A 24162-nucleotide genomic window follows, 5' to 3' on the forward strand; every position below is an offset into this window, starting at 1 on the left:
GATGGTGACTGACTTCGGCGTCTCCCCCTCCGGTGCGGCGCTGCTCGCGGCGATGGCGGCCGGGCCGGTGCTGCTGGACGGTGGGCTGTCGAACCAACTGGCGGCACAGGGCTGCGATTTGTCGGACGCGCTGTGGTCGGCCCGGCTGCTGCTGGACGAGCCCCGGCAGCTGGTGGCGGCGCACCGGGCGTACTTCGAGGCGGGCGCCCGGGTGGCGACCACGGCGAGCTACCAGGCCAGCCGCGCCGGTTTCGCCACCCGCGGGGTGGACGGGGCGAAGGCGGACCGGCTGCTGGCGCTGAGCGTGGAGGTGGCCCGGCTGGCGGCCGAGGAGGTGTCGGCGGAGCTGGGCGACGGCCGTCCGCGCTGGGTGGCGGCGTCGGTGGGCCCGTACGGGGCGGTGCTGGCGGACGGCTCGGAGTACCGGGGCCACTACGGCCTGTCGGCCGCGGAGTTGGCGGAGTTCCACCGCCCCCGGCTGGAGGTGCTGGCGGCGGCCGGGCCGGACGTGCTGGCGGTGGAGACCGTGCCCGACCTGCTGGAGGCGGCCGTACTGGCGGACTGCGTACGGGGGTTGGGGGTGCCGGTGTGGTTCTCGTTCGGCGCGGCGGACGGGCTGACCCGGGGCGGGGAGCCGCTGTCGGAGGTGTTCGCGCTGGTGTCCGAGGTGCCGGAGGTGGTGGCGGTGGGCGTCAACTGCTGCGCACCGCAGGAGGTGGGGGCGGCGGTGGCGCTGGCGGCGGAGGTGACCGGCCTGCCCGCGGTGGCGTACCCGAACAGCGGGGAGGGCTGGGACGCGACGGCCCGGGACTGGACCGGCGCGGCAGCGTTCGACCCCGGCCTGGCGGCGGACTGGGTGACCGCCGGGGCCCGGCTGATCGGCGGCTGCTGCCGGGTCGGCCCGGCCGCGATCGCGGAGCTGGCGGCGACGGCGACAGCAGCCACCGTCAACGAATAGGCGGACGGCTCGGCGGCGGACAGGCGGGCAGCTCGGCGGCGGACAGGCGGGCAGCTCGGCGGCGGGCAGTCGGGCAGCGGACAGGCGGACGACTCGGCGGCGGACCGGCGGGCGGCTTGGCCGCGGGCGATGGGCAGCTCGACGGCAGACGGACGGACGGCGGGCAGGCTGGCAGGCGAACGACCCAGCCGCGGGTGGCGGGCAGCTCGACGACGGGCAGCTCGACGACGGGCAGCTCGACGGCGGGCACGCGGGCCGTCCAACAGGCGGACGACCCAGCCGCGGGCGGCAGACGGCTCGACGGCGGACAGGCGGGCAGCTCGGCGGCGAGCGAGCGCGCGGGCCGTCCGGCAGGCGGATGGCTCAGCCGCGGGTCGCCCGGCCGGTCTGGTACTGATGGCGGGGACGACGGACCGGGAGGGAGCGGGTCATGGCGGGTGCGGACGCGGTCGAGCGGGTGAACGCCCTGGGGGCGCGCTGGGGGCGGGAGTTGGACTTCGCCGCCGGGCAGGTGTGGACGGCGCTGGGGGTGTGGCCGCTGCTGGCCGCGCTGGCGGCGGGCGCGGACGGTCCGGCCCGGGCGGAGCTGGCCGGGGCGCTGGGCGTCCCGGCCGAGCGGGCGCCTTCGCTGGCCCGGGAGGTGCTGGCCCGGGTGCGGGAGGTGCCGGGCTGCGCGGCGGCGCTCGGGCTGTGGACGGCGGACGGGATCGTGGTGGAGCCCGGCTGGCTGGAGCGGCTGGACGCCCCGCTGTGGGGGAGGTTGACCGGCGACGAGGCGGAGGACCGCGCGGCGCTGGACGCCTGGGCGCGGGAGCGGACCGGCGGCCTGATCGAGCGGATGCCGGTGGAGACCGCCGGGGCGCTGCTGGTGCTGGCCTCGGCGCTGACGGTGCGCACCAGGTGGGAGAAGCCCTTCCAGGCGTCCCGCTCGATGACCGACGAAGGGCCGTGGGCCCGGCGGCCGTTCACCCGGCTCACGGTGTCCGGCCCCGAGCTGTACGGGCGGATCGCGGTGGCGGGGACTTCGGCGGGCCCGGTGACCGAGGTCCGGGTGGTGGGCGACGGCGAGGTGGACGTGCACCTGGTGCTCGGCGCGGAGGCGGCCGGGCCGGGCGCGGTGGTGGCGGCCGGGTTCGAGCTGCTGTCGGGCGCGGCCCGGCGGACGCCGGTGGCGGAGCTGCCGGACGGGCGGACGTGGCCGGGGCTGGTGCTGGAGTCGGTGCGGTCGTCGGCGCCGCGGAACTCCGGCACGCTGCAGACGGTGCCCTTCCGGGTCCGGGCGGAGCACGACCTGCTGGCGAGCGCCGGGGTGTTCGGCCTGGGCACGGCCGCCGGGCCGGGCAGCCACTTCCCGGGGATCAGCCGGAGCACCCCGCTGAAGGTCGGCGGGGCCGGGCAGAGCGCGGTGGCGGAGTTCTCCGCGAAGGGCTTCGAGGCGGGCGCGGTCACCGCGGTGGCGGTGACCCGGGGCATGGCGGCGGGCCCCCTGCTCCGGTTCCGCTCGCGCCGGGCGACGGCCCGCTTCGACCGCCCGTTCGCCTTCCTGGCGGTGCACCGGCCGACCGGCCTGGTCCTGGTCACGGGCTGGGTGGCGGAGCCCGCGGACGCCTGACGCCCGGCACCGGGACGGCGCGCGGCGCACCGGGGAGGGCAGCAGCGGGGAGGGCAGCGGCCGGGCGCGGCCGGGTAGTACGGTCTTCGAGGGCGCGTCGCCCCGTTCTCGGCATGGTGGTCGGCAGTGCCGGCCGGTGTTCAGTGGAGGTGGACGGGTGCCCGGTGCGATCCAGTCGCTGTCGCGGGCGGCCGCGATCCTGCGCCTGCTGGCGGGCGGGGAGCGGCGGCTCGGCCTGTCGGAGGTGGCGACGGGGCTGGGGCTGGCGAAGGGCACCGCGCACGGCATCCTGCGCACGCTCCAGCAGGAGGGCTTCGTCGAGCAGGACCCGGAGAGCGGCAAGTACCAGCTGGGCGCGGAGCTGCTGCGGCTGGGCCAGAGCTACCTGGACGTGCACGAGCTGCGGGCCCGGGCGCTGGTGTGGGCGGACGACCTGGCCCGGGCGGCCGGGGAGACGGTGTACCTGGGGGTGCTGCACCAGCGGGGGGTGCTGGTGGTGCACCACGTGTTCCGGCCGGACGACTCGCGGCAGGTGCTGGAGGTCGGTTCGATGCAGCCGCTGCACGCGACCGCGCTGGGCAAGGTGCTGCTGGCGTACGACCCGGTGGCGCGCGGCGAGCTGGGCGACGGCCCGTGGGAGGCGTTCACGGCCCGGACGGTGACGGAGCCGGCGGAGCTGGACGCGCAGTGCGCGCTGGTGCGCGAGCGCGGCTGGGCGGACGCGGTGGAGGAGACCTGGGAGGGGGTGGCCTCGGTGGCGGCGCTGATCCAGGACCGGCGGCGCAACCCGGTGGGCGCGGTGTGCGTGTCGGGCGCGGTGGAGACGGTGTGCGGCCCGGACGGCGCGGTGCGCCCGGCGCTGGTGGCCTCGGTGCGGACGGCGGCCCGGGCGATCTCCCGGGACTTGGGCGCGCACCGGTTCTGAATCCCGGGGGGAGTGCGTCACACCGCCTTGACGGGGGGCGTCCGGCTGCGGTTGGCTTCCGAAGTCCGTTCGACATTGTCGAACGGCGTCTGGATCACCCCGGCGGACCGCCCGCCCGACTGGTTTGCCGGACCCGCGCGCACGGGGACTGACGAATGGTCACCCCCCGTCCCGTCGCCGCCCACGAGCCGAGGAACCGCATGACTGCCAGCCACATCGCCGCGATCGACCAGGGCACCACGTCCAGCCGGTGCATCCTGTTCGACGCGGACGGCCGGATCGTCGCCGTCGAGCAGCAGGAGCACGCGCAGCTCTTCCCGCAGCCCGGCTGGGTGGAGCACGACGCGGCGGAGATCTGGACCAGGGTGCGGTCGGTGGTGCGCGGCGCGCTGGAGCGGGCCGGGCTGACCGCGGCGGACGTCCGGGCGGTGGGCATCACCAACCAGCGCGAGACCACGGTGCTGTGGGACCGGCACACCGGCGTGCCGGTGCACAACGCGATCGTCTGGCAGGACACCCGCACCGAGGCGCTCTGCCGCGAGCTGGGCCGCAACGTCGGGCAGGACCGGTTCCGCCGGGAGACCGGCCTGCCGCTGGCCAGCTACTTCGCCGGGCCGAAGATCCGCTGGCTGCTGGACCACGTCGAGGGGCTGCGCGAGCGCGCCGAGGCCGGGGACGTGCTGTTCGGGACGATGGACAGCTGGCTGATCTGGAACCTGACCGGCGGGGTGGACGGCGGCCGGCACGTCACCGACGTCACCAACGCCTCCCGCACCCTGCTGATGAACCTGCACACCCTGGAGTGGGACGAGCGGATCGCCGAGTCGATCGGCGTCCCGCTGGCGATGCTGCCGGAGATCCGCTCCTCCGCCGAGGTGTACGGCGAGGCGGTCGGCGACCTGGCGGGCGTGCCGGTCGCGGCGGCGCTCGGCGACCAGCAGGCGGCGCTGTTCGGCCAGACCTGCTTCGCCGAGGGCGAGGCCAAGTCGACCTACGGCACCGGCACCTTCCTGCTACTGAACACCGGCGGGAGGATCGTCCACTCGTACCACGGGCTGCTCACCACGGTCGGCTTCCGGATCGGCGAGCAGCCGCCGGTGTACGCGCTGGAGGGGTCGATCGCGGTGACCGGCTCGCTGGTGCAGTGGCTGCGCGACCAGCTCGGGATCATCTCGACGGCGGCGGAGATCGAGACCCTGGCGGGCACCGTCGAGGACAACGGCGGCGCGTACGTGGTACCCGCGTTCTCCGGTCTGTTCGCCCCGTACTGGCGCTCCGACGCGCGCGGCGTGATCACCGGGCTGACCAGGTACGTCACCAAGGGGCACCTGGCGCGGGCGGTGCTGGAGGCGACGGCCTGGCAGACCCGCGAGGTGGTGGACGCGATGCAGAAGGACTCCGGCGTCACGCTGACCGCGCTGAAGGTCGACGGCGGGATGACCTCCAACAACCTGCTGATGCAGTGCATCGCGGACGTGCTGGACGTGCCGGTCGAGCGCCCGTACGTCGCCGAGACCACCGCGCTGGGCGCGGCCTACGCGGCGGGCCTGGCGGTCGGCTTCTGGGACGACCAGCGGACGCTGCGGGCCAACTGGCACCGGGCCGCCGAGTGGACGCCGAAGATGGCCGCCGACACGCGCGAGCGCGAGCACCGCAACTGGTTGAAGGCCGTGGAGCGCACCATGGGCTGGATCGACCAGGACGAGCAGCCGGAGCGCTGAGCCCGGCCCGGCAGGACCCACCGATCGGAAGGAGCAGCGGACCGGCCGCACACCGGGCCGCCCACCACACACCATGGCAACCACCCCGCACCCCGCGGCGACCGTCCCGACCCTGGGCGCCGAGCGCCCCACCGGCCGCCTCGTCCCCCGCGCCGCCACCCGCGAGCTGCTCGGCCGGGCCCGCTACGACCTGCTGGTGATCGGCGGCGGCATCCTGGGCACCGCCACCGCGTGGACCGCCGCCCAGGCCGGGCTGAAGGTGGCCATGGTGGACGCCGGGGACTTCGCCAACGCGACCTCCTCGGCCTCGTCGAAGCTGGTCCACGGCGGGCTGCGCTACCTGCAGACCGGCGCGGTGCGGCTGGTCGCGGAGAACCACCGCGAGCGCCGGGCGCTGGCCACCGACGTGGCCCCGCACCTGGTCAACCCGCTGACCTTCTTCGTGCCGGTGTACGAGGGCGGGCCGCACTCGGCGCCGAAGCTCGGCGCGGGCGTGTTCCTGTACTCGGCGCTGTCGGCGTTCCGCGACGGCCTGGGCCGGGTGGTCTCCCCCGCGGTGGCGGCGCGCGCCGTGCCGGGGCTGCGGACCGAGGGGCTGCGCCGGGTCGCGGTGTACGGCGACCACCAGATGAACGACGCCCGGATGGCCGTGATGACGGTGCGGGCGGCGGTGGACGCGGGCGCGGTGGTGCTCAACCACGCCGAGGTGACGGGGCTGCGCTTCACCCGCGGCCGGGTCACCGGCGCGGAGGTGCGCGACACCCTGGACGGCACCGGGTTCGGGGTGGACGCCCGGCTGGTGCTGAACGCGACCGGCCCGTGGGTGGACCACCTGCGGCGGATGGAGCACGCGGGCGCGGCGCCGTCGATCCGGCTGTCCAAGGGCGCGCACGTGGTGCTGCGCCGGCAGGCGCCGTGGCGGGCGGCGCTGACCATCCCGATCGACCACTACCGGGTGTCGTTCGCCATCCCGTGGGAGGACCACGTCCTGCTCGGCACGACCGACGAGGAGTACACCGGCGACCCGCTGGAGGTGCGGGCCACCGACGCGGACGTCGAGCAGATCCTGTCCGAGGCCGGGCACGCGGTGCGCGGCGAGCACCTGCGCCGCGAGGACATCACGTACGCCTTCGCGGGCCTGCGGGTGCTGCCGGGCGGGCCGGGGGAGACCGCGGCGGCGAAGCGGGAGACGGTGGTGACCGAGGGCCGGGCCGGGATGCTGTCGGTGGCGGGCGGCAAGTGGACGACGTACCGGCACATCGGCCGGGTGGTGCTGGAGAAGCTCAAGCACGCCCCGGGGGTGGGCCTGGCCGAGGACGTCTCGCCGATCCCGCCGACGGTGCCGCTGCCGGGCATCGGCGCCCCGCAGGCGGTGGCCCGCCGGCTGCTGACCGACCTCGAACCGGGCAGCCGGATGGACCCGCTGGTGGCCCGGAACCTGGCCACCCACTACGGCACGCTGTCCTTCGACATCGCCCGCCTGATCGCCGAACGCCCGGAGCTGGGCGAGCGGATCCACCCGGACGGCCCGGACGTGTGGGCGCAGGTGGTGTACGCGGCCGAGCAGGAGTGGGCGTACACGGTGGACGACGTGCTGCGGCGGCGCACCACGCTGACGGTGCGCGGGCTGGACGGCGAGGAGGTGCGCAAGCGCACCGCGGAGCTGCTGAGGGGCTGAGCGCAGGGCGACGCCCTCCGGGAGAAGCGGGAGGTCCGGAGGGCGTCGCGGCTCGGGGGGGCTGCCGGTGGTCAGACGATCAGGCTGAGCGGCAGGATCAGCGCGATGGCGACCACCGAGATGATGGTCTCCATCACCGACCAGGACTTCAGCGTCTGGCCCACGCTCATCCCGAAGTACTCCTTGACCAGCCAGAACCCGGCGTCGTTGACGTGCGACAGGAACAGCGAGCCGGCGCCGATCGCCAGCACCAGCAGCGCGGCGTGGCTGGTGGACATCCCGGCGGCCAGCGGGCCGACGATGCCCGCGGCGGTGATGGTGGCGACCGTGGCCGAGCCGGTGGCCAGCCGGATCAGCACCGCGATCAGCCAGCCGAGCAGCAGCGCGGAGACGTGCCACTTGCCGGACCACTCGCTGACGGCCTGGCCGACGCCGACGTCGATCAGGGTCTGCTTGAAGCCGCCGCCCGCACCGACGATGAACACGATGCCGGCGATCGGGCCGAGCGCCGAGCCGACCGTCTCGGAGATCCGGCCCTTGTCGAAGCCGGCCGCCCGGCCCAGGGTGAGCATGCCGAGCAGGGTCGCGGCGAGCAGCGCGATCAGCGGGGAGCCGATGAAGTCGAAGACCCGCTGCACGGTGGCCTTCGGGTCGTCGACCAGCACGTCGGTGAGCGCCTTGCCGAGCATCAGCGCCACCGGCAGCAGGATGGTGGCCAGCACGGCGGCGAACTTCGGGGTCCGCCCGGGCTTCTCCGCCGCGGCGCTCTCCGTCGCGGCGCTCTCCGCCGGGGCGGTCTCCGCGGGCAGTTCGAGCGGGCCGACCCAGCGCTGGGCGAGCCGGCCGAACAGCGGGCCGGCCACGATCAGGGTGGGGACGGCGATCAGCAGGCCGAGCGCCAGGGTGACGCCGAGGTCGGCGTGCAGGGCGTCGACGGCGACCAGCGGGCCGGGGTGCGGCGGGACGAGGCCGTGCAGCACCGAGAGGCCGGCCAGCGCGGGGATGCCGATGCCGATCAGCGGGGCGTTGCCGCGCCGGGCCACCAGCAGCACGATCGGGACCAGCAGCACCACGCCGACCTCGAAGAACAGCGGCAGGCCGAGCACGGCGGCGATCAGCGCCATCGCCCAGGGCAGCAGCTTGGGGCCGGTGCGGGCCAGCACGGTGTCGGCGATGGTGTTGGCGCCGCCGGAGTCGGCGAGCAGCTTGCCGAGCATCGCGCCCAGGCCGATCAGCAGGCCGACCGAGGCGACGGTGGCGCCGAAGCCGGTGGAGAAGCTGGTCAGCAGCTTGTCGAAGGGCGCCCCGGCGACGGCGGCGAGCAGCCCGGAACCGAGCGTGAGGGCCAGGAACGGGTGCAGCTTGAGCCGGGTGATCAGCAGCACGATCGCGCCGATGCTGAGCAGCACGGCGAGCAGCAGTTGGCCGTTGCTCGCGGTGTGCGGCAGCACCGGTGCGTCGGCGGCCAGCAGGGTGGGGGTCACGGGGGTCTCCATTGACGGGCCGTCACCGTCCGGCGATCGGGCGGGCGGTGGACGGGGTGTGACGTGGGGTGCGACGTGGGGTGCGGCGCGGGGGTCGGCGCGGGGGTCGGGTGCCTCAGCGGGCCAGGGCGGCGACGGCGCGGGCGACGAGCGTGTCGGGGTCGGCGTCGACGTCCAGCACGGTGCCGTGCTCGTCCGGTTGGAGCGGTTCGAGCGCGGCGTACTGGGAGTCCAGCAGCGAGGGCGGCATGAAGTGGCCGGTGCGGTGCGCGATCCGGTCACCGACCAGGTCGTGGCTGCCGGACAGGTGCAGGAAGAACGCGTCGGGGCAGGCGGTGCGCAGCACGTCGCGGTAGTGGCGCTTGAGCGCGGAGCAGGTGACCACTCCCCCGCTGCCGGCCGCGGCCCGCTCGCCCAGCCAGCCGCCGAGGGCGCGCAGCCAGGGCAGGCGGTCCCGGTCGTCGAGCGGGGTGCCGGCGCTCATCTTGGCGATGTTGGCGGCGGGGTGGAAGTCGTCGGCCTCGGCGTACGGGAGGCCGAGGCGGTCGGCGAGCAGTCGGGCGACGGTGGTCTTCCCGACTCCGGAGACGCCCATCACCACGACGACGGGCGGCTGCTGGTTCTCGGCACTGAGAGCCATGGGTGGTGCTCCTGTCCTTGCCTGCTTGCGTGGGCAACCTTGGCGCAAAGGTATGACTTATTCAAGCGACCGAAACCTAATCGTCATACTTTTTGGTGTTCGAGCGGGCGGGAGGGGGTGGGCGCGGGGCGGTGGGGCGGCGGGACGGGCGCCGCCTTCCCCGGGATCGCGCCGATTAAGCTGGCCGGATGGAGATCCAGGGCCTGCCCGGCCGCCTGCTCGCCGACCTCGGTCCCGCCATCGCCTCCGGCGAGCTGCCGGAGGGCACGGTGCTGCGCGCCGAGGAGCTGGAGCAGCGGCACGGGGTGTCCCGCACGGTGGTCCGGGAGGCGGTGCGCATCCTGGAGTCGATGCGGATGGTCGAGCCGCGCCGCCGGGTCGGCATCACCGTCCGCCCGAAGGCCGACTGGGACGTGTTCGACCCGCTGGTGATCCGCTGGCGGCTGGCCGGGGCGGACCGCTCCGCGCAGCTGCGCTCGCTGGGCTCGCTGCGGGTCGCGGTGGAGCCCGCCGCGGCGGCGCTGGCGGCGCGCTGCGCGGACGACGACGACCGGCGCGAGCTGAGCGCGCTGGCCGTCGAGTTGACGGTCACCGCCCGGGCGGCGGACCTGGAGGCCTTCCTCGCGCACGACATCGCCTTCCACGCGGCGGTGCTGCGGGCCTCCGGCAACGAGATGTTCGCGCACCTGAAGGACACCGTGGGCGCCGTCCTCACCGGGCGCACCGAGCACCGGCTGATGCCGCACCGCCCGCGCGAGTACGCGGTGCAGCTGCACCGGGACGTCGCCCAGGCGATCTGCACGGGCGACCCGGAGCTGGCGGAGCGGGCGATGCGGACCATCGTGGTCGGCGCGCTGGAGGAGCTCGACGCCACCCTGCCGGACTGAACGCCCCGGCCCGCCGCCGCTGCTGTCGCCACCGTCACTGCCGCTGCCGCTGCCGAGCCGAACTCCCGGGCCCGGAACGGCCGGGAGGGCGCCCTTGCGGCCCCGGTTACGATCCTGACGGGGGCTCGGGGAGGCACCGGCGCGACACGCCCACGGTCGACTGGATCGGCCCGGCCGGTGGCATGGCTCCTCCCGGACGGGGCAGGGCTGGTCCTGGTGCGCCCGACCGGGGCGCGTGACCGACAGGGGGTTGGCGATGGCCGTTCGTCGGCGCGGTCGACTGCCGGACGAGGTGCGGGCGGCCGCCGTCCGGGCGGGCCTGGCGTTCGCCTTCACGGTGTTCACCTTCGTGGTGGCGCTGTTCGCCTCCTGGGCCCACACCGCCCTGCTGACACCGGCGTTGGCGCTGATGGCGCTGGGCGTCTTCGCGCTCGCCTGGTGCCTGATCGACGTGGCGGTCTCCCGGCAGGTCGCCGCCTCCCGCCGCCGTGCCCCCAACTCGACCGGCCCGTTGGAGGGTTCGCGCGAGCGCGGCGGCGCCCGGCACCGCTGACGACGGGTCAGTCCTGCTGGTAGCGGCCGGGGGTGGTGCCGAAGGCGTGCCGGAACGCCTCGATGAACGCGCTCGGCGAGCGGAAGCCGCAGGCGGCGGCGGTGGCGGTGACCGAGCGGCCGCCGGCCAGCAGCACCAGGGCGTGCTGGAGCCGCAGTTGGGTGCGCCACTGCGGGAAGCCGAGGCCGAGTTCGGCCCGGAACAGCCGGCTCAGGGTGCGTTCGGCGGCGCCGACGGCGCGGCCGAGCTCGGCCAGCGAGCGGTCGTCGGCCGGGTCGGCGGCGAGCAGCGCGGCCAGGTCGCGCAGCCGGGGGTCGGCGGGCCGCGGCAGGCCGATCGGCAGTTCGGGGGCGTGCGCGAGCTGGTCCAGAGCGGCCCGTTCGAGGGTTCGGGCGGGGCGTCCGGTGGGGGCGTCGGGGCCGGTCAGGTGGGCGATGATCTCGCGCAGCAGCGGGGTGACGGCTAGCACCGCGGGCGCGGCGAGCCGCAGCGGGTCGGTGCCGGCCGGGTAGACCAGGCAGCGCAACTCGCTCGGGCCGTGCGCCTGTTGGGCGTGCGGAACACCGGCGGGCAGCCACACCGCGCGGTGCGGCGGGACGACCCAGCGCCCCTGCGGGGTGCTCACCTCCAGCACGCCCAGGCCCGGGGTGATCAGCTGGTCGACGTCGTGCCAGTGCCAGTCGATCCGCTCCCGGTGGGCCAGCGGAAGCCGGCTCGGGCCGGTCTCCTTCTGGTGGCGGGGGGCCGACGGCGGGCCGTCCTCGGGCGATTGGCGGGTTGGCGACACAGGTTGGCAGAGTACCGGAAGCCCGCACCCGGCCGCGGCCGCCAGGCTGGTCCGCATGACGAGCGAGACGGCCGGTGTGTGGCACCGGATGCGGATGTGGGGCGCGGCGCACGCCGTGGACGACCTCTACCAGGGCCTGATCCCCGCGGTGGTCCCGTACTTCGTGCTGGAGCGCGGCTACGGGTACGTGGCGGCGGGCGGGTTGACGCTGGCGGCGACGCTGGGCAGCGCGATCCCGCAGCCGCTGGTCGGCCTGCTGGTGGACCGGCGGCCGCTGCCCTGGCTGTCGGCGGCGGGGCTCGCGCTGGCCGGGCTGGGCGCGGGGCTGAGCGGGCTGGCCGACGGGTACGCGCTGGTGTGGCTGCTGGTGCTGCTCTCCGGCCTCGGGGTGGCGGCCTTCCACCCGGCGGCGGGGCGGGCGGCCCGGGAGGCGGCGGGCGACTCCACCAGCGCGATGAGCGTCTTCGCGGCGGGCGGCAGCGTCGGATTCTTCCTGGCGCCGGTGCTGGCCACCCCGCTGCTGTCGGCGTGGGGCGTGCGGGCGACCGCGGTGTTCGTGCTGCCGGCCCTGGTGATGGCGGCGGTGCTGTTCCGGGCCCGGCACCGGACGTACCCGCACGCGCTCGGCGGGGCGAAGCGGGCCGGGAAGGACCGCTGGCGGCCGTTCCTGGTGCTGACCGGGGTGGAGATCGTCCGCTCGGTGGTGTTCTTCGGCGTCAGCACCTTCATCGAGCTGTACTGGCTGCGGCAGCTGCACGCCTCGCACCTGCTGGCCGGGGCGGCGCTGACCTGCTTCCTGCTCGGCGGCGTCGCGGGCACCCTGGGCGGCGGGCGGCTGGCCGACCGGATCGGCATGGTGCGCACCGCGCAGTGGGGCACCGCGCTGACCGTGCCGCTGCTGGTGCTGCTGCGGGTGACGCCCGGCGCGTGGGCGCCGCTGCTGTTCGCCGTGCTGGCGGGCGCCGCGCTGAACCTGCCGTTCGCCGTGCTGGTCAAGCTCGGCCAGGACTACCTGCCCAACCGTCCGGGCACCGCGGCCGGGGTCACCCTGGGGCTGGCCGTCAGCGTCGGCGGCCTGATCGCGCCGCTGTTCGGCCTGATCGCCCAACGGCACGGCCCGCAGGGGGTGATGTGGCTGCTGCCCGCGATCCCGCTGCTGGGCGTCGCGCTGGGCGCGTTCATGGTCGAGCCGGGCCGCTGGAAGGACGAGGACGGCGCGGCCCCGGAGCTCGAACCGGCCGGGAGCGCCGCCGCCTCCTAGGCTGGACGGCATGAGCCCTTCGATCGCCACCAACAACCGGGTGGGACTGGCCGAGCTGCTGGAGTTCGTCCGCCCCCGCCACCGCGCCCTGCTGATCACCCGCCGCGCCGACGGGAGCCCGCAGGCCTCCCCGCTGACCTGCGGGGTGGACGACTCCGGCCGGATCGTGATCTCCACCTACCCGGAGCGGGCGAAGACCCGCAACGCCAAGCGGGACACCGCGGTGAGCGTGGTGGTGCTCTCCGACGAGTGGGACGGCCCCTGGGTGCAGGTCGACGGCGAGGCCGAGGTGCTGGACATGCCGGAGGCGCTGGAGCCGCTGGTGGAGTACTTCCGCACCATCGCGGGCGAGCACCCGGACTGGGACGAGTACCGGGAGGCGATGCGCCGCCAGGACAAGTCGCTGATCCGGATCACCCCGCGCCGCTGGGGCCCGATCGCCACCGGCGGCTTCCCGGCCCGGCTGGCCGAGCGGTAGCCCGCCGCCCCGCCCCTCCCCGCCCCTCCCCCGGCCGTCGAGGACCGGCCGCGGGAGGGGCGCGGGATCAGCCGCGGGAGGGGGGCGCGGGATCAGCCGCGCTGGCCGACCGCGTAGCCGTACTGGGCGGGCCAGTTGCGGGGGACGTCGAGCTCCCGGGCGGCGTGCAGCGGCCAGTAGGGGTCGCGGAGGAGTTCGCGGCCGAGCATGACCGCGTCGGCGCGGCCCTGGGCGACGATCTCCTCGGCCTGGGCGGCGTCGGTGATCAGGCCGACCGCGTTGACCGGGAGGCCGGACTCGCGGCGGACGGTCTCGGCGAACGGGACCTGGTAGCCGGGCTCGACGGGGATCCGCGCGTGCGGGACGTTGCCGCCGGTGGAGACGTCGATCAGGTCGACGCCGACGGCCTGGAGCTCCTTGGCCAGCAGGACGGACTCCTCGACCGTCCAGCTGGGCTCCTCGGGGAGCCAGTCGGTCGCCGAGACCCGGAAGAACACCGGGAGTTCGGCGGGCCACACGGCCCGGACCGCGGCCGCGACCTCGCGGGCGAAGCGGCTGCGCCCGGCGAAGTCGCCGCCGTAGCCGTCGGTGCGGCGGTTGGAGACCGGGGAGAGGAACTGGTGGGTGAGGTAGCCGTGCGCGCCGTGCACCTCGACCACCTGGAAGCCGGCCGCCAGCGCGCGGCGGGCCGCGGCGGCGAAGTCCTCGACCAGTTCGGCGATCTGGTCCTCGGTCAGCTCGGCGGGGACGGGGTAGCCCTCGCCGAACGGGACCGGGGAGGCGCCGACGACCTGCCAGCCGCCCCGCTCGACCGGGAGCGGGCCGCCGCCGTCGCCGGGCCGGCCGGTGGACGCCTTGCGGCCGGCGTGGGCGAGCTGGATCGCGGGCACCGCGCCGTGCTGGGTGATCAGCGCGGCGATCCGGGCCAACTGCTCCTGCTGGCGGTCGTTCCACAGGCCGAGGTCCCACGGGGAGATCCGGCCGTCCGGACGGACGCCGGTGGCCTCGACCATCACCAGTCCGGCGCCGCCGGCGGCCCGGGCGCCGAGGTGGGCGAGGTGGAAGTCGGTGGCGACGCCGGTGTCGGGGCCCTCGGGGGCGGCCGAGTACATGCACATCGGGCTGAGCCAGATCCGGTTGGGGATGGTCAGCGAGCGGAGGGTGATGGGCTCGAACAGGGCGCTCACGGCGGCCCGTCCTTCCTGTGGTCCGGACACGGCTTCTTTCGCTTCGTACGATACCCACCGTACTACGAGGACTGTCAAACTACGAGAGGTGTCGTACCATGAACCCGTGACCCTCGACCACGACCCGGACTGCCCCGGCCTGCTCCCCGAACCTCCGGCCGCGGAGCTGGAGTTGGCGTGCGTGCTGCACGCACTGGCGGACCCGATGCGGCTGCGGATCGTCTCCGAGCTCGCGGGCGCGGGCGGCGACGAGCTGAACTGCCTGGCCTTCGAGCTGCCGGTCACCAAGTCGACGATGACCCACCACTTCCGGGTGCTGCGCGAGGCCGGGCTGATCCGCCAGCACCGGCGCGGCACCTCGAAGATGAACGCCCTGCGCGCGGACGACCTGGCCGCCCGCTTCCCCGGCCTGCTGGAGGCGGTCCTGGCCGCCACCGCGACCGCCGCGCCCGCCACCGCCGACGCCGCCACCGCCGCGCACGCGTGACCGGCTGCCCCGAAGGGCAGCTCCGACTGCCCTTCCGTCACTGAGCGCCACCTGACGGGGCGTCACGCCCCGGCGCGATCACGCCGTCCGGAGCGGCGGACACCCGCCGCCCCGCGGCCGGAACCATCGCGCCACTCTGCACGTCACTCGCCCCGGAAGCCCCGCGCGCCCCGTACGGACGATCTTTCCTGACACGGTCATGCCTGGTCACGCGCCCTTCACCCGAGTTGTCCCGGCGTTCATCCGCCGTGGTCATTTGGTCTATACCAATCAGGTAATCTGACCGACGACAGGTGTCAATGTCTGGCCGTGGGGGGCCCAATGACTGCCAATCACCTTCCGTCACCACCTTCCGATCAGGAGCTCTATTGGTATTTCGGGCCTCAGCGCCGCTGGGTCCCACTGCTGTCCGCGCTCGCCTTCACGGTCAGCGCCGGCACCATGCTCAGCTTCTCGCTGCGCACCCCGGCCCTGTGGCCGTTCCTCGCCGTCCTCGGCGTCAACGCCGTCGCCCTCGCCCTGACCTGCCTGAACGGACTGCGCCGCCGCCGCTTCACCCGGGCCGGCCACGAACTGCTGGTCGCCGCCTGGCAGCCGGCCGCCCCGCCGTCCGTCGACCTGTACCTGCCGACCTGCGGCGAACCGCTCGACATCCTGGAGAACGCCTACCGCGCGGTCGCCCGCAGCGAGTACGCCGGACGCCTGGACGTCTGGGTGCTCGACGACGCCGACCGGCCCGAAGTCGCCGCGCTGGCGGACCGGTTCGGCTACCACTACGTGGTCCGCCCGAACCGCGGCGAGTTCAAGAAGGCCGGCAACCTCAACCACGCGCTGACCCTCGGCGACGGCGAGTTCATCGCCATCCTGGACGCCGACTTCGCACCGCGCGCCGACCTGCTGCGGCACCTGCTGCCGTACTTCGGCGACCCGAAGGTCGGCATCGTGCAGAGCCCGCAGTGCTTCGACACCGACGCCTCGATGGGCTGGGTGCAGCGCGCCGCCGGCTCCGCCCAGGAGTGGTTCTTCCGCTGGGTGCAGCCCAGCCGGGACGCCTCCGACGCCGCCATCTGCTGCGGCTCCAACGCCGTCTACCGGCGCGCCGCGATCGACGCCGCGGGCGGCTTCGCCCGGCTCGACCACAGCGAGGACATGTACACCGGCCTCGCCCTGCACCAGCGGGGCTACACCACCCGGTACGTGCCGGTGCTGGTCGCCAAGGGCACCTCGCCGGACTCCACCACCAGCTTCGTCAACCAGCAGTACCGCTGGACGATGGGCAACCTGCACCTGATCGGCGACCGGGCCACCCGCAAGGCGATGACCTGGCGGATGCGCCGCTGCTTCGACGAGGGCATCGTCGGCTACCTGGCCGCCGCCGTGAACGTGCTCACCGCCCCGCTGCCGCCGCTGGTCATGCTGTTCGCCTTCCCCGGCGAGGTCCGCGCCTGGTACGTGCTGCCGATGCTCTCGCTGCTCTGGCTGTGGCACGTGCTGCTGCCCCGGGTCAGCCGCACCCGCTGGCGCTCCGAAGTGCTGCGCGCCAACGTGCTGATGAGCTTCGCCGCCGCCACCGCCTACTGGCACACCGTCCGCGGCCGCAGCGCCGCCTGGGTGCCCACCGGCGTCGCCAAGCCCGGCCGCTCCGGCGGCATGGCCCGCAAGGTGCTGCTGGTCTCCCTGGTGTGGACGGCCGGCACGCTGGCCGCCACCGGCATCGGCGTGGCCGGAGCGACCTGGCTGCACGGCTGGCACACCACCTGGGGCCTGGCCCTGTACCTGGCCGTGCAGCTGCACCTCGGGGTGCCGCTGATCCGCGACCTGTACGCCGAACTCCGGCCGCGCGCCACCGAATCCGCAGAGTCCGCCGATCCCGGGGCCCGCCCGGCGATGCGTCCGCGGCGCTGGCCCGAGGCCCTCGCCGTCACCAGCACGCTCGCCCTGGTCGCCCTGCTCGCCTCCGGCTGGGCGGCCCCGATGCTGCCCTGGCTGGGCTGAAAGGTCCACGCTCCCGTGTCCACCAGTACCGCCCCGAGTACCGCCCCGCTCACCGTCGTGCTGAACCGAGCACCGGTCGAGCGGCCGAAGTTCCGACCCGACATCGAGGGCCTGCGGGCCGTCGCCGTCCTCGCCGTGCTCGCCTTCCACGCCGCCGTGCCCGGCTTCGCGGGCGGCTTCGTCGGCGTCGACGTCTTCTTCGTCGTCTCCGGCTACCTGATCACCGGCCTGCTGCGCACCGAGACCGCGCAGCACGGACGCGTCCGGCTGGCCGAGTTCTACTCCCGCCGGGCCCGCCGGCTGCTGCCCTCGGCCGCCGTCGTGCTGGCCGCCGTCGCCGTCGTCGGCGCCCTGCTCACCGCTCCGCTGCGCCGCGCCGACCTGGAGCGCGACGTCCTGGCCTCCGCGCTGTCCGTCGCCAACTGGCGCTTCGTCGCCGAGCAGACCGACTACCTGGCGGCCGGCCGCGACCCCAGCGCACTGCTGCACTTCTGGTCGCTCGCCGTCGAGGAGCAGTTCTACCTGCTGTGGGCCCCGCTGCTGGCCCTCGCCGCCCGCTGGGCCTGGCGCCGCCGCACCCTGCTCGGCCTGACCCTGCTGCTCGGCGCCGGCTCCTTCTGGCTCTCCCTGCACTGGAGCGCCGGCGCCTACCTCTCCACCCCGACCCGGGCCTGGCAGTTCGCCGCCGGCGCCGTCGTCGCCCTGCTGCCGATCCGTGAAGTACCGAGGCTGGTAAGGGAGTTGCTGGGCCTGGGCGGCCTGGCCGGGGTGCTCGCCGCGGTGCTGCTGTTCGACGGGCACACCCCCTACCCCGGGTACGCCGCGCTGCTGCCGACCGCCGCCACCGCCGCGATCATCCTGGCCGGCACCGGCGGCACCCACCTGGTCGGCCGGGCGCTGTCGCTCGGCGCGCCGCGCGCGATCGGCCGACTCTCCTACAACCTGTACCTGTGGCACTGGCCGGTGCTGGTCCTCGCCGAGGCGCACTGGGGCACCCTGCACTGGGGCGTCAAGGCCGCCCTCACCGCCGCCGCCGCGCTGCCCGCGTACGCCGCGCTGCACTGGCTGGAGCAGCCGCTGCGCCGCAGCCGGGTGCTGGGCGAGATCCCGCGCCGCGGGCTGTCGCTGGGCCTGACCGCGGTGGTCTTCCCGGTGCTGCTGGCGCTGGTCGTCGGCTCCGGCACCATCCGCAACCTGGGCCCGGCCACGCCGCCGGACCCGTCCGGCCTGCCGCCGGGCGCCCGCACCGGCAGCAGCCTGCTGGCCGCCGCGCCGCCCCCGCACGCGCCGACCGTGCCCAACCCCGTCCAGGCCCGGCAGGACTTCCCGCCGGACGGCGCCTGCGAGGTGGACCCGGCCGACACCACCAGCCCGCCGTGCCGCTTCGGCACCGGCGACGACCGGATCGTGCTGCTCGGCGACTCGCACGCCGGCCAGTGGTTCTCCGCGCTGCTCGGCATCGCCGCCCAGCACCACCTGTCCGTCGAGGAGCTGGTCAAGCAGGGCTGCCCGCTGCCCGGGATCACGGTCACCAACCCGCAGTTGGGCCGCACCTACCACGAGTGCGACACCTGGCGGGCGAACGCCCTGACCAGGCTGAAGGACGGGCCGAAGCCCAAGCTGATCGTGGTCTCCACGCTCAACCGCTACACCGCCGACCGGGCCGCGCTGCTGGACGGCTGGCAGCAGACCCTCGCCCCGCTGCGGGAGCTGGGCGTCCCGATCGTCTACCTGCAGGACACCCCGAACCCCGGCCGGGACGTCCCGGCCTGCGTCTCCGGGCACCCGGACACCACCTCCGCCTGCGACTTCCCGCGCGCCGAGGGCCTGTACGCCGACCCGCTGGCCGAGGAGATCGCCGCCGGGAGGCTCCCCGGCGTCAAGACCGTCGAGGTCAACTCGGTGCTCTGCCCGGCGAGCGGGCGCAGCTGCCCGGCCGTCCTGGAGCACGTGCTGCTGTACCGCGACGACTCGCACCTGACCAACGCCGCGGCCGTGGTCCTCACCCCGCGGCTCGACCGGCTCCTCACCGAGCAGGGCGTGTTCGGCACCGGCTGGACCACCCTGCTGCACGACGAGTTCGACGGCCCGGCCGGCAGCCGGCCGGACGCCGCGACCTGGCAGTACGACCTGGGCACCTGCTACCCCGGCTGCCCGGCCCCGCAGTGGGGCACCGGCGAGGTGGAGACCATGACCGACTCCGCCGCGAACGTCCGCCTGGACGGCAGGGGCGCGCTGGAGATCACGCCCACCCGGGACGCGGCCGGCCGCTGGTCCTCCGGGCGGATCGAGTCCCGGCGGGCCGACCTGGCCGCCCCGGCGGGCGGGGTCCTGCGGGTGGAGGCCGAGGTGGCGCTGCCCGACGTGCACGGCCCGGCCGCGGCCGGCTACTGGCCCGCGTTCTGGGCGCTCGGCGGCAAGCTCCGCGACGGCTACACCGGCTGGCCCGGCGTCGGCGAGCTGGACGTCCTGGAATCCGTCGGCGCCCGCGGCGTGTTCGGCACCCTGCACTGCGGCACCACCCCCGGCGGGCCGTGCCAGGAGCCGAACGGCCTGGGCTCCGGCGAACAGCCGTGCGCGGACTGCTGGGGCGCCTTCCACACCTACGCCGTCGAGATCGACCGCTCGGCCAGCCCGGAACGGGTCCGCTGGCTGCGGGACGGCCGGGAGTACTTCCAGGTGACCGCCGACCAGGTCGACCCGGCCGCCTGGGACCAGGCCGTCCACCACGGGATCTTCCTGATCCTGAACGTCGCCGTCGGCGGCAACCTCCCGGCCGCGTACGGCAGTTCGCCCACGGCGGCGACGGAACCGGGCCACCCGATGAAGGTCGCCTCGGTCACCGTCTCCACACGGCAGTAGGACCGGCGGGACCGCGCGGCCCGCCGCGCGCCACCCGCAGGACCGCGGCACAGTGCGCCGGTTGCACCGTGCCGCGGTCCTCGCGTTGCGCCTACTCCGGCTTGCGGAACATCCGCGTCGCGGTGATCTCGCCGTGGACGGCCGGCCCGTCCGGGTCCTGCGGGGCCGGGAGGCCGGGGCGCAGGTGCTCCTCCACCGAGATGTACTTCAGGCCGGCCCGCAGGTCGGCGTCGTTGCGCAGCCGGATGACCAGCGGGAACTCGGCCAGCGCGGTGGTGTCGAACAGGCCGGTGGTGTAGATGAGCTGGACGCCGAGCGCGTCGGCGACGGCGCGCTGGAGCTCCAGCAGGTAGGTCGCGTTGGCGCGGCCGATCGGGTTGTCGAGGAACAGCGTGCCGGCGTGCCGCAGCTGGGACTGGCCGCGGTCGTTGGCGCGCAGCGCGGCCATCGTGCAGTACAGGGCGATGGCGGCGGTGAGCAGCTGGCCGCCGGAGAAGACGTCCGACATCTGGCCGACCGAGACGCGCTCGGCGCGCAGCACTGCGTCCGGCTTGAGGATCTCGACCGAGACGCCCTTGGGGCCGATCGCGGCGGCGACGCCGCGCAGCAGCAGCGACATGCCGTCGCGGCGCAGGTCGGAGTTCTTCTTGACGGCGGAGCGGGTGGCCTCGTCGATGACCTCGCCGAGCCGCTCGACCAGGACGGCGTGGTCCGGGTCCTCGAAGCGGATCCGGAGGAACTCCTGGCCCGACCACTCGCCGAGGCCCTCGGGGAGCCGGGAGAGCCGCTGGGCGGCGCGCAGGGTGCCGAGCGAGGTCTCGACCAGGCCGCGCAGGCGGTCGACGATGGAGGAGCGGTTGCGTTCCAGCTGGGCGAGTTCGTCGGTGAGGACGCGCAGCCGGGGCGCGAACGCGGCGGCCCAGGCGGCGGCGTGGTCGGGCAGCGCGGCGGCGGGCAGCTCGCGGATCTGCTGCCGGGCGGGGGTGCGGACGGCCTCGTAGCGGGCGGCGTTGGCGTGCCGGACGAGGGCGTCGGCGGCGTCCCGGACGGCGAGTTCGGCGCCGGTGAGCTCGGTGGCGGCGGTGCGCATGGCGCGCCGGGTGTCGGTGACGGCGGCCCGGGCGGCGGCCAGCGAGCCGAGGTAGGCGTCGGCTTCGGGATCGGTCTCCTCGCCGTTGTCGCGCAGCGCGTCGCGAAGCTGTCCGGCGAGTTCCTCGAAGTCCCCGGCGGCGGCCTGCGCCTGGTCCAGCGTCCGCTGGAGGTCGGCGTGCTCGGTGCGGGCGAGGTCGACGCGTTCGCGGCGCTCGGCGAGCAGCGCGGTGGCGGTGCGCAGCAGGGCCTGGGCGTGCTCGGGGTCGGCGGGGAGCAGGTCCTCGGGCAGTTCGGTGTGCGCCTCGCCGTTCGCCGGGGCGGAGCGTTCGGCGTCGCCGCGCAGTCGGCCGACCTCCTCGGAGGCGGCGTCGGCGCGGGCCTCGATGAGGGCGACGAGTTCCTCGGCGCGGGCGGCGGCGGCCTGCCGGGCGGGGCCGTCGGCGCCGTCGGGGCTGGCGAGGAGCTCCTCGGCGCGGGCCTTGACCTTGTTGCTGAGGCGCTGGAGTTCGGCGGCGGCGGCGGTCTCGTCGCTCTCGGCGCGGGCCTGTTCGGCGCGCAGGTCGGCGCCGACGCCGACCTTCTCGTAGAGCTGGGCGGCGGCCCGGTAGGCCTCGCGCAGGGCGGGCAGCGAGGCGGGGGCGAGCTGCTCCGGCTCGGGGGCGGCGCCGACGGCGGCGATCTCGGCGCGTTCGCCGCGCAGGGTGCGGGCGGTGCGGCGGGCGTCGTCGGCGGCGCGCTGGGCGGCCCGGCGATCCTCGTCGCAGGTGCGGGCGCGTTCGGCGCACTGGGCCTGGCGGCGTTCGCACTCGACGGCGTCGTCGGCGAGTTCGCGCAGGCGGCGGGTCCAGTTGGCGCGTTCGCGCAGCCGGAAGGCGAGCCCTTCGAGGGCGTCGGCGCGGCGGCGGGCGCGCTGGGCGGCCTCCCGGCACTCCTCGTGGCGGGCGGCGGCGGCCTGGTGCTCGGTGTCGGCGTCGGCGTGGTCGGCGCGCAGGGTGGCGAGTTCGGCGGCGGTGGTCTCGGCGCGCAGGGCGGCCGCGGCGGCGCTCTCGGCGAGTTCGGCGAGGGTGCCGGGCGGGCAGCTGGCGTGCCAGGAGGCGAGCCGGGCGGCGAGGGCGCGGTCGCCGCCGAGGCGGGCGGCGAGTTCGCGGATGTGCTCCTCGCGGGCGGTGGCGCGGGCGCGCAGTTCGCGGCGCTCGTCGTCGGCGGCGGTCTCGTTGTGCATGGCCGGGTTGGGCGGCACCAGGAAGTACGCGGGCTCGCCCTCGATCGGGGCGATCAGCGCGGCGGCGGTGCCGACGGCGACGGTGGAGCGCGGCAGCAGGGCGGCGGCGGCCAGCGCCTCGCGGGCCCGCTCCAGCGAGGCGGGGTCGGTGACGACGACGCCGTCGACGAGTTCGGGGCGGGCGGCGAGGATGGCGTCGTGGTCGGCGGGGTCGACGGACTGGGCGAGGTAGCGCCAGCCGGGCAGGGCGGGGATGCCCTGTTCGCCGAGGTGCTCGACGGTGGCGAGGACGTCGGGGCCGGGCGGCAGCAGGCCGCCGTCGCCGAGGGCGGCGAGGATGCGGGAGTCGTCGGCGGCGGCGGTGCGCAGGTCGAACAGGGTGCGCTCGGCGGTGGCCACGGACTGGTCGAGCAGTTCGCGCAGGTCCTCGGCGCAGGCGTCGAGGCCGCGGGGGGTGAGGAAGCCCTCGGTCTCCTCGGCGCCGTCCTGGTAGGGCGTCAGGGAGAGCAGTTCGGCGAGCCGGGGTTCGGCGGCGAGCTGCGCGGCGGTGCGCTGTTCGGCGGCCAGGGCGCGGTCGGCGGCGGTGCGGGCGTCGGCGGCGCGGGCGGCGGCGAGTTCGGCCCGGGCCTCGGCGGCGGCAGCTTCGCGGACCCGGACGGCGCCGTGCTCGGCGGCGGTGCGGGCCCGCTCCAGGGCCTCGGTGGCGGCGGCCCCGGCGTCGGCGGCGTGCAGGGCGGCGCGGGCCGGGTCGGGTTCGGCGCCGGAGTCGTCGATCCAGCCGGCCTCGACGGCGGCGGCGGTCTCCTGCTCGACCTCGGTGAGGCGCTGGCGCAGGTGCTCGGCCTCGGAGCGGGCCTTCTGGGCGGCGGTGGCGGCGGCGGTGGCCTCGGCCTGGGCGGTGGCGCCGTCCTCCTGGAGTTCGCCGGCCCGCAGTTCCTCCTGGTCGGCGCGGGTCTCGGCGTGCGCGGCGGCGGTCTCCAGGGCGCGGGCGAGGGCGCCGGCGGCGCGGTCGCGGGCGGCGAGGGCGGGGGCGGCGTCGAGTTCGGCCTCGCGGATGGCGGCGGCGACCCGGCCGGCCCGGTCGGCGGCGGCGCGGTGCCGCAGGACGGCCTCGGCGGCCTGCCAGGCGGCGGACTGGGCGCGGGCGTCGGTGAGTTCGCGGCGCAGCCGGGCAGCTCCGGCGGTGGCCGCCTCCAGGCCGAGGGTGGCGTGCCGGTAGGTGAGCTCGGAGACGATCAGCGAGTGCCGGGTGCGGTCGGTCTCGGCGGCGGTGACGGCGCCCGCGGCGGCGGCGACCTCGACGGCCAGGTCGTGGACGCGGTCGCGTTCGACGGCGGAGCGGGCGGCGAGCGACAGCGCCAGCTTGCGGGTGCGCCGCTCGGCGGCCCGGTGGCCCTCGCGGACGGTCTCGCGGGCGGCGGTGGCGTCGACGATGCGCTGCAACAGGTCGACCGAGCCGGCGGTGAAGTCGCGTTCGGCGGTGAGTTCGGCGCGGCGGCCGAGCTTGGCGGCGAAGCCGTGGACCAGGTCGGCGAGGCCGTCGGTGTCCCGGGTGTCGGTGACGGCGCGCAGCAGCAGGTCGGTGAAGTCGGCGTCGCCCCGGACCGCGAACAGGCCGGCCGCCTCGCCCTCGTCGGCGTTCATCTCGCGCTGGTAGCGGAAGAGTTCGGGGTCGAGGCCGAGGGCGCCGAGGTGCTCGATCCAGCGGTCGTGGATCTCCTCGAAGGTGACGTCGAGGTGCGGCTGCGCCTTGGCGGCCTCGGTGAGCGCGTCGCGGAAGCCCTTCATGGTGCGGCGGCGGCCGCGGGCCTGCTGGTCGCCGGTGAGGGCGGGCCGCTCGGCGACCGGCAGGCCGTCCAGGGTGAGGCCGGGGCCGGGGCGGAAGGAGTACCAGAGTTCGGCGAACTTGCGCGGGTCGGAGGAGACCTGGCGGCCGCGCCACTCGCTGACCTTGCCGACCACGATGAGTTCGCCGGTGACGGTGTGCTGCCACTCCAGGGCGACGTGGCCGCAGTCGTCGGCGAGCAGGAACTTGCGCAGCACGCCGGAGGAGGCGCCGCCCAGGGTGTTGCGGTGGCCGGGCAGCATCACCGAGAAGATCAGCTTGAGCAGGACGGACTTGCCGCCGCCGTTCTCCAGGAACAGCACGCCGGCGGGCGCGGGGCGGCGCTGCGGGCCCTCGGGCTCCTCGCCGAACAGGCCGATCTGCTGCGGCTGCGGCTCGGGCACCGGCTCGCCGACTCCGCGCAGGTCGAGCACCGTGTCGGCGTAGCGGGCGCCCGCCGGTCCGATCGAGTACAGGCGGACCCGGTTCAGCTCGTACATGTGCGGTG

General features: G+C 75.7%; 17 protein-coding genes. 12 read left to right on the forward strand and 5 right to left on the reverse strand.

The window, feature by feature from the left end; all coding sequences use genetic code 11:
* Position 1: 1 nt before the first annotated feature.
* The 5 genes from mmuM to HUT16_RS06580 all read left to right on the forward strand — a co-directional run bounded on the left by mmuM (position 2) and on the right by HUT16_RS06580 (position 6894).
* A complete protein-coding gene (gene mmuM, locus HUT16_RS06560; protein ID WP_176186335.1) occupies positions 2 to 958 on the forward strand; it encodes a homocysteine S-methyltransferase in 957 nt (318 codons plus the stop codon).
* 430 nt (positions 959 to 1388) lie between these two features.
* Complete coding sequence (locus HUT16_RS06565) at positions 1389 to 2570, forward strand: serpin family protein (RefSeq protein ID WP_176186337.1); 1182 nt, start codon at positions 1389 to 1391, stop codon at positions 2568 to 2570.
* Between the two features lie 157 nt (positions 2571 to 2727).
* The gene (locus HUT16_RS06570; protein WP_176186339.1) at positions 2728 to 3495 is read left to right on the forward strand and encodes an IclR family transcriptional regulator; all 768 of its coding nucleotides are present in this window, start codon (positions 2728 to 2730) and stop codon (positions 3493 to 3495) included.
* Positions 3496 to 3695: 200 nt separating this feature from the next.
* A complete protein-coding gene (gene glpK / locus HUT16_RS06575) occupies positions 3696 to 5216 on the forward strand; it encodes a glycerol kinase GlpK (RefSeq protein WP_176186341.1) in 1521 nt (506 codons plus the stop codon).
* Positions 5217 to 5289: 73 nt separating this feature from the next.
* Entirely contained in the window at positions 5290 to 6894 is a 1605-nt protein-coding gene (locus HUT16_RS06580; RefSeq protein WP_176186343.1) for a glycerol-3-phosphate dehydrogenase/oxidase, read from the forward strand.
* 71 nt (positions 6895 to 6965) lie between these two features.
* Here HUT16_RS06580 and HUT16_RS06585 read toward each other — a convergent pair whose 3' ends face one another.
* The gene (locus HUT16_RS06585) at positions 6966 to 8390 is read right to left on the reverse strand and encodes a gluconate:H+ symporter (RefSeq protein WP_176186345.1); all 1425 of its coding nucleotides are present in this window, start codon (positions 8388 to 8390) and stop codon (positions 6966 to 6968) included.
* A 103-nt stretch (positions 8391 to 8493) separates the two neighbouring features.
* Positions 8494 to 9018, reverse strand: a complete 525-nt coding sequence (locus HUT16_RS06590; RefSeq protein WP_176186358.1) for a gluconokinase — start codon at positions 9016 to 9018, stop codon at positions 8494 to 8496.
* Between the two features lie 188 nt (positions 9019 to 9206).
* Between HUT16_RS06590 and HUT16_RS06595 the strand changes: the two genes are divergently transcribed.
* Together HUT16_RS06595 and HUT16_RS06600 are read left to right on the forward strand one after the other, a co-directional pair.
* Positions 9207 to 9905, forward strand: a complete 699-nt coding sequence (locus HUT16_RS06595; protein WP_176186360.1) for a FadR/GntR family transcriptional regulator — start codon at positions 9207 to 9209, stop codon at positions 9903 to 9905.
* Positions 9906 to 10161: 256 nt separating this feature from the next.
* Positions 10162 to 10458 carry a hypothetical protein gene (locus HUT16_RS06600; protein WP_176186362.1) on the forward strand — a complete coding sequence of 99 codons (297 nt, stop codon included), beginning with the start codon at positions 10162 to 10164 and terminating at the stop codon, positions 10456 to 10458.
* Positions 10459 to 10465: 7 nt separating this feature from the next.
* On the opposite strand, the gene HUT16_RS06605 is transcribed toward HUT16_RS06600, so the two are convergent.
* Positions 10466 to 11245, reverse strand: coding sequence for a helix-turn-helix transcriptional regulator (locus HUT16_RS06605; RefSeq protein ID WP_254897667.1), 780 nt, complete (start codon positions 11243 to 11245; stop codon positions 10466 to 10468).
* 55 nt (positions 11246 to 11300) lie between these two features.
* Here HUT16_RS06605 and HUT16_RS06610 point away from each other — a divergent pair, with 55 nt between their 5' ends.
* Together HUT16_RS06610 and HUT16_RS06615 are read left to right on the forward strand one after the other, a co-directional pair.
* Positions 11301 to 12506 carry an MFS transporter gene (locus tag HUT16_RS06610; RefSeq protein WP_176186364.1) on the forward strand — a complete coding sequence of 402 codons (1206 nt, stop codon included), beginning with the start codon at positions 11301 to 11303 and terminating at the stop codon, positions 12504 to 12506.
* A gap of 10 nt (positions 12507 to 12516) precedes the next feature.
* Complete coding sequence (locus tag HUT16_RS06615) at positions 12517 to 12984, forward strand: PPOX class F420-dependent oxidoreductase (RefSeq protein WP_176186366.1); 468 nt, start codon at positions 12517 to 12519, stop codon at positions 12982 to 12984.
* A gap of 92 nt (positions 12985 to 13076) precedes the next feature.
* Here HUT16_RS06615 and HUT16_RS06620 read toward each other — a convergent pair whose 3' ends face one another.
* Entirely contained in the window at positions 13077 to 14171 is a 1095-nt protein-coding gene (locus tag HUT16_RS06620; RefSeq protein WP_176186368.1) for an NADH:flavin oxidoreductase/NADH oxidase, read from the reverse strand.
* A 106-nt stretch (positions 14172 to 14277) separates the two neighbouring features.
* On the opposite strand from HUT16_RS06620, the gene HUT16_RS06625 reads away from it, so the two are divergent.
* The 3 genes from HUT16_RS06625 to HUT16_RS06635 all read left to right on the forward strand — a co-directional run bounded on the left by HUT16_RS06625 (position 14278) and on the right by HUT16_RS06635 (position 19515).
* Positions 14278 to 14658 carry a helix-turn-helix transcriptional regulator gene (locus HUT16_RS06625; protein ID WP_254897668.1) on the forward strand — a complete coding sequence of 127 codons (381 nt, stop codon included), beginning with the start codon at positions 14278 to 14280 and terminating at the stop codon, positions 14656 to 14658.
* A 321-nt stretch (positions 14659 to 14979) separates the two neighbouring features.
* A complete protein-coding gene (locus HUT16_RS06630) occupies positions 14980 to 16653 on the forward strand; it encodes a glycosyltransferase family 2 protein (protein ID WP_176186372.1) in 1674 nt (557 codons plus the stop codon).
* Between the two features lie 57 nt (positions 16654 to 16710).
* Positions 16711 to 19515, forward strand: coding sequence for an SGNH hydrolase domain-containing protein (locus tag HUT16_RS06635; protein WP_254898256.1), 2805 nt, complete (start codon positions 16711 to 16713; stop codon positions 19513 to 19515).
* Between the two features lie 91 nt (positions 19516 to 19606).
* Here HUT16_RS06635 and HUT16_RS06640 read toward each other — a convergent pair whose 3' ends face one another.
* Entirely contained in the window at positions 19607 to 24154 is a 4548-nt protein-coding gene (locus HUT16_RS06640; protein WP_176186376.1) for a hypothetical protein, read from the reverse strand.
* Positions 24155 to 24162 lie beyond the last annotated feature (8 nt).

The organism is Kitasatospora sp. NA04385, assembly GCF_013364235.1.
In the GTDB taxonomy this organism is placed as follows: Bacteria; Actinomycetota; Actinomycetes; order Streptomycetales; family Streptomycetaceae; genus Kitasatospora.